Origin of the sequence: Streptomyces sp. Isolate_45 (genome assembly GCF_024721315.2) — a bacterium.
Taxonomy (GTDB): Bacteria; Actinomycetota; Actinomycetes; order Streptomycetales; family Streptomycetaceae; genus Streptomyces.
Genome location: NZ_JANFAK020000281.1, coordinates 1 through 5,836, shown reverse-complemented (window position 1 = coordinate 5,836; position 5,836 = coordinate 1). Strand labels below are relative to the sequence as shown.

Below are 5,836 nucleotides of genomic sequence, written 5' to 3'. Positions count from 1 at the left end.
GCGGAGCGGGGCTCCTCGCGGCCGCCGGCCAGGGCCAGCAGCCGGGTGCGGGGTGCGGGCGCGGCGGCCGACAGGCGGCGGCGTACGGAACGCTCCGCGACGGTCCGGGCACGCGCCAGGACCGCGGCCGCGACGGGGTTGCCGCGCAGGGCGCGCAGGGCCGCGAGGTCGTCGGGGACCGGTTCGTACCCGGCGGCCAGGGCGTCCTGGAGCAGTTCCAGGTAGCCGGGGAGGCTGCCGGGGAGGGCGTCCCGGTAGCGGGCCAGATCGGCCAGCAGGAAGGCTCTGAGCCGGCCCGCCTCCGCCACCGCGTCGTCCACCGACGCCGCGAGGCGCAGGCAGTCCTGGACCTCGGCGGCCGTCAGGGGGGCCGAGGAGGGCTGGAGGGCGTGGGCGAGGAGGCGCCTGAGCACGAGCAGCTCGGCGGCGCCGAACGCCATGCCGCCGCGGGATCCGTAGGGCGTGGGCATGCGCCGAAGATACGCGCTAATCGGACAAAATCCCCCCAGGGTGGGGAATTTCGGCGCGGCGGGAACCGCGACGGGGCGATGACGGGACCGTGACGGGGACCTCGGCGGGGCCCCGGATTCCGGGCCCGGTCGACCCCCGAAGCATTCGCCGCCCGCTTCCGGCCCGCTCCCGGCCCGTTCTCGGGCGCTTCTCGGGCGGTTCCCGGGCGGCTCTCAGCCGGTCGTCTTCACGGACCTCAGGAAATCGGCCCAGGCGGCGTGGGTGGTGGCCATCACGAGGTGCGCCGGGTCGGCCCGGTCCGCGACCCGTACGAGCCTCCCCGGGGCGGCCGCGACGTAGACGCAGGCGTCCCCGTCGCCGCAGTAGGACGACTTCTGCCAGGCGGGCCGGGCGGCGTTCTCGGTCATGGTGTCTCCTCCGCCGTGGACTGGGTTCGTGTGGTTCTCGACCGGCACGCTATCGCCGGTGGAGTCGCACTCCGGCCATTTCCGTCAAAATCACAGCGTAAAAATTACCAACGCCGTACGGGCGGGTCCCGCAGTGGGTAACGGCGGGGAATGCGGGGGCGGTCCGGGCCGTCATTCCACCGGGAAGGCGTACGCGATCTCGTAGCGGGAGTCCGGGATGACGAGGTCGGCGGTTTCGACGGGACGGCCCTCGCTGTCGAAGTAGGTGCGCTCGATCTCGGTGATCAGCGCGCCGAGGCTGATGCCGAGCAGGTTGGCCCGGTCCTGGTTCGCGCGGGACGGACGCGGGACCTCCACCACGGAGGCGACGGTGATCCCGATGGACCGCATCCGCGCGACGACGCCCGCACCGCGCAGCTCCCCCACCTCCGGCAGCACGACGGGGGTGCCGGAGGTGATCGCCAACGGCTCCCAGGATTCGGAGAGTTCGGCGGGGCTGCCGTCGGCCATGAACTCGTAGCGGGTCATCACGCAGGGGTCGCCCGGAGCGATGGCCAGCCGGGCGGCGATGCGTTCGGGGGCCGGGAGCCGCGGGACGGTCCTGGAGTCCCAGGAGGCGGCGATGCCGTGCGCGGCCGCCTCGCCCCGGAAGGCGTTGCCGGCGCCGGGGACCCGCCGCCGGGTGCGGAGCATCCGCATCCGCCGGCGCGGGGTGCGCACGTACGTGCCGGAGCCGGCGCGGCCCTCCAGGAAGCCCTCGATGATCAGCTGTTCCATCGCCCGCTGGGTGACGTTCTGCCCGACGACGTACTCGCGGGCGAACCGGGCGCGGGAGGGGAGCCGGTCGCCGACCTCCCACTCGCCCGCCTCGATCCGGGACCGGAGCGAGTCGACCACCTGCAAGTACGGTGATTCACGGGGCATTTGGTCACCTCGGGAGCCTGTGCGTCCGACGACGCCGCCCAAGCTAACCCATCAGGTCGAAGCTGACGGATCGGCCTGACGAGGCGTGAGGGCGCCGGGAAGGGGCCGGACGCGCGACGGCCCCCACCCGGGGTGCGGGAGGGGGCCGGTGGGCGCACGCGTCGGCGCCGGTGTCGGCGTCAGGCGAACTTGGGCGCGTTGCGCTCGTACACCAGCCGCAGGCCGATCAGGGTCAGCCACGGCTCGTGGTCGTCGATCGCCGAGGCCTCGCCGAGGACGATCGGGGCGAGCCCGCCCGTCGCGATGACGCGCACGTCGTCCGGGTCGCCGCCCGGGCCCGCGAGTTCCTTGGCCATGCGGGCGACGATCCCGTCGACCTGGCCCGCGAACCCGTAGACCACGCCCGACTGCATCGCCTCGACCGTGGACTTGCCGATCACGTTCCGCGGCCGGGCCAGCTCGATCTTGCGCAGTTGCGCCCCGCGCACGCCGAGCGCCTCCATCGAGATCTCGATGCCCGGGGAGATCACCCCGCCCACGTACTCGCCCTTCGCGGACACCGCGTCGAAGGTGGTCGCCGTACCGAAGTCGACGACGATCGCCGGGCCCCCGTACAGCTCGGCGGCGGCGACCGCGTTCACGATGCGGTCCGCGCCGACCTCCTTCGGGTTGTCCATCAGGATCGGCACGCCCGTCTTCGTACCGGGCTCCACCAACACCGCCGGGACGTCGCCGTAGTAGCGGCGGGTGACCTCGCGCAGTTCGTGCAGGACGGAGGGCACCGTCGCGCAGATCGCGATGCCGTGGATGCCGTCGCCCAGCTCGGTGCCGAGCATCGGGTGCATCCCCATCAGGCCCTGCATCAGGACGGCCAGCTCGTCGGCCGTCCGACGCGGGTCGGTCGAGATGCGCCAGTGCTCGACGATCTCGTCACCGTCGAACAGGCCCAGGACCGTGTGGGTGTTGCCCACGTCGATGGTGAGGAGCACCGCTTACACCGCCTCGCGCAGGTCGAGCCCGATGTCCAGGATCGGCGAGGAGTGCGTCAGGCCGCCGACCGCCAGGTAGTCCACACCGGTCTCCGCGTAACCGCGGGCCGTCTCCAGGGTGAGCCGGCCCGAGGACTCCAGGGTGGCGCGGCCGGCGACGAAGGTGACGGCCTCCTTGGTCTGCTCGACGGTGAAGTTGTCCAGCAGGATCAGGTCGGCGCCCGCGTCCACGACCTCGCGGACCTGGTCCATCGTGTCGGCCTCGACCTCGACCGGCACCTCCGGGAAGGCCTCGCGGACGGCCTTGAAGGCCTGCGCGATGCCACCGGCGGCGATCACGTGGTTGTCCTTGACGAGCGCCGCGTCCGACAGCGACATGCGGTGGTTGACGCCGCCGCCGCAGCGGACCGCGTACTTCTCCAGGGAGCGCAGGCCCGGCGTGGTCTTGCGGGTGTCGCGGACCTTGGCGTCCGTGCCCTCCAGGACGTCCGCCCAGCGGCGGGTGGCCGTCGCGATGCCCGACAGCCGGCACAGGATGTTCAGGGCGCTGCGCTCGGCGGTCAGCAGGTCCCGGGTGCGGGCGCGCACGGACAGCAGCACGTCGCCCTTCGCGACCCGGTCGCCGTCCTCGGCGTGCCGCTCGACCTCGAAGGACTCCGTGCAGACGACGGAGAACACGGCCTCGGCGATGCGCAGTCCCGCCACCACGCCGTCCTCGCGGGCCACGAAGTCGGCGACGGCCTCGGCCTCTTCGGGGACGGTGGCGACGGTGGTGACGTCGACGCCGCCGTCCAGGTCCTCGGACAGCGCCATGTGCGCGATGTCCTCGACCTCGATCGGGTCCAGACCCGCGTCCTCCAGCAGCTGCGCGAGCGCCGGGTCCAGGCCGGACTCCTCGCCCTCGCCGCAGCCGCAGTCGTCGCCGCAGCCGCCTTCGTTCTGGTCGATCAGGGGAAGTTCGGGGGTGCTCACGTCACTGCTCCATGCTCGGGGGGTTGAGGGGGACGTCGACGGACGGGAAGTCCGCGCTGTCGGTGGGGGTGACGACCAGGGCGCGCTTCTCCGTCGCCGACAGCCGCACCACGAGGTGGCGGCGCCAGTCGGCGTCGTCCCGGTCGGGGTGGTCCTCGCGCCAGTGGCAGCCGCGGGTCTCCGCGCGCCGCTGGGCGGCGGCGACCAGGACCCGGGCCACGCACAGCAGGTTCGTCGCCTCCCAGGTCTCCACCCCCGGTACGGCCGTCTTGCCGTGGCTCTCCAGCTCGCCCAGCGCCCTCGCGTACAGGGTCTCCAGGGCCTCGGCGGCCCCGGCCAGGGAGGCGGCGGAACGGAGTACGCCCGCGCCGTCCGTCATGATCCGCTGGACCTCGTGGCGGGCCTCGGCCGGCTGGAGGGGGCCGGTGGCGGGCGCCGGGGTCTCGGGGCGGCTGCCGGACGGGGTGCGGGCGACGATGTCGTCGGCGATCCGCTCGGCGAAGACCAACCCCTCCAGGAGGGAGTTCGAGGCCAGCCGGTTCGCGCCGTGCACGCCCGTGCAGGCCACCTCGCCGCACGCGTACAGGCCGGGGACCGTGGTGCGGCCCTGGAGGTCCGTCCGTACGCCGCCGGAGGCGTAGTGCGCGGCCGGCGCGACCGGGATCGGCTCCGTCACCGGGTCGATGCCGTGGGACCGGCAGGCGGCCAGGATCGTCGGGAAGCGCTGCTCCCACATCTCGGCGCCGAAGTGCCGGGCGTCGAGGTACATGTGCTGGACGCCCTGCTCCTGCATGCGGCGCATGATGCCCTTGGCGACGATGTCGCGCGGGGCCAGCTCGGCCAGCTCGTGCTGCCCGGTCATGAAGCGGACCCCGTCCGCGTCGACGAGGTACGCGCCCTCGCCGCGGACCGCCTCCGACACCAGGGGCTGCTGGCCCTCGGCGTCCGCGCCGAGGAACAGCACGGTCGGGTGGAACTGCACGAATTCGAGGTCGGAGACCTCCGCGCCCGCGCGCAGGGCGAGGGCCACGCCGTCGCCCGTGGAGACCGAGGGGTTGGTGGTCGCGGAAAAGACCTGGCCCATGCCGCCGGTCGCGAGGATCACGGCCGGGGCGTGGACGGCGCCGACGCCGTCGTGCTGGCCCTCGCCCATCACGTGCAGGGTGACGCCGGCCGTACGGCCCCCGGCGTCCTGGAGGAGGTCCAGGACCAGCGCGTTCTCGACGGTCTCGATGCCGGCCGCGTGGACCGCCTCGACCAGCGCCCGGGAGATCTCGGCGCCGGTGGCGTCGCCGCCCGCGTGCGCGATCCGGCGCCGGTGGTGGCCGCCCTCGCGGGTCAGCTCTATCTCGCCGGTCTCCGAGGAGGTGTCGAAGACGGCTCCGGTCGCGATGAGCCGGCGCACCGCGTCGGGGCCCTCGGTGACGAGGAGCCGGACGGCCGCCTCGTCGCACAGGCCCGCGCCCGCGACCAGGGTGTCGTCCAGGTGCTGCTCGGGGGTGTCGCCGTCGCCGAGCGCGGCGGCGATGCCGCCCTGCGCCCAGCGGGTGGAGCCGTCGTCGAGCCGCGCCTTGGTGACCACGACCGTACGACGGCCCGCGGCGGCGCAGCGCAGCGCCGCGGTCAGCCCCGCGACACCGGATCCGACGACCACGACGTCCGCTTCGACGGCCCAGCCGGGGGCCGGGGCGTGCAGCCGTATGCCGGTTCCCGTGCCGCTGCCGGGCGCGGGGCCTCTGCCTGTGGTGCTCACGCGTGTGCTCCGAATTCCAATGGGATGTTGTCGATCAGCCGGGTCGTGCCGACCTTCGCCGCGACGGCCAGGACGGCCCGTCCGGTGAAGCCGTGGCCGACGTCGGCGAAGTCCCGGGGGTCCACCAGCGCCAGGTAGTCCAGCACCAGCGGCGGCTCGTGTCGGCCCGCCTCCTCCAGGACGTGGCGGGCCGCCGCCCGTACGGCGTCCGGCAGCCCGGAACCCGCCGCCGACACGGCGTGCGCGTCGGCGGAGGCCCGGATCTCGCCGAGCCGGGCCAGTGCCGTCGCCCGCTCGTCGCTCGCGGGGGCGGCCTCGGC

At 74.0% G+C, this 5,836-nt stretch carries 7 protein-coding genes; all 7 read right to left on the bottom strand.

The window, feature by feature from the left end; all coding sequences use genetic code 11:
- Positions 1–440: hypothetical protein (locus NOD94_RS39890; protein ID WP_281211139.1), on the bottom strand; the 440-nt coding region annotated here is incomplete at its 3' end.
- Between the two features lie 243 nt (positions 441–683).
- A complete protein-coding gene (locus NOD94_RS39885) occupies positions 684–878 on the bottom strand; it encodes a DUF397 domain-containing protein (protein WP_281211138.1) in 195 nt (64 codons plus the stop codon).
- A 171-nt stretch (positions 879–1,049) separates the two neighbouring features.
- A complete protein-coding gene (locus NOD94_RS39880; protein WP_281211137.1) occupies positions 1,050–1,802 on the bottom strand; it encodes a GntR family transcriptional regulator in 753 nt (250 codons plus the stop codon).
- Positions 1,803–1,981: 179 nt separating this feature from the next.
- Complete coding sequence (locus tag NOD94_RS39875; RefSeq protein WP_281211136.1) at positions 1,982–2,791, bottom strand: type III pantothenate kinase; 810 nt, start codon at positions 2,789–2,791, stop codon at positions 1,982–1,984.
- A 3-nt stretch (positions 2,792–2,794) separates the two neighbouring features.
- Positions 2,795–3,763: a carboxylating nicotinate-nucleotide diphosphorylase gene (gene nadC, locus NOD94_RS39870; protein WP_281211135.1), complete on the bottom strand. Its 969-nt coding sequence runs from the start codon at positions 3,761–3,763 to the stop codon at positions 2,795–2,797.
- 1 nt (position 3,764) lies between these two features.
- Complete coding sequence (locus tag NOD94_RS39865; RefSeq protein ID WP_281211134.1) at positions 3,765–5,516, bottom strand: L-aspartate oxidase; 1,752 nt, start codon at positions 5,514–5,516, stop codon at positions 3,765–3,767.
- On the bottom strand, positions 5,513–5,836 hold a 324-nt coding region (locus NOD94_RS39860), incomplete at its 5' end, for a pantoate--beta-alanine ligase (protein WP_281211133.1). The genes NOD94_RS39860 and NOD94_RS39865, both read right to left, overlap by 4 nt.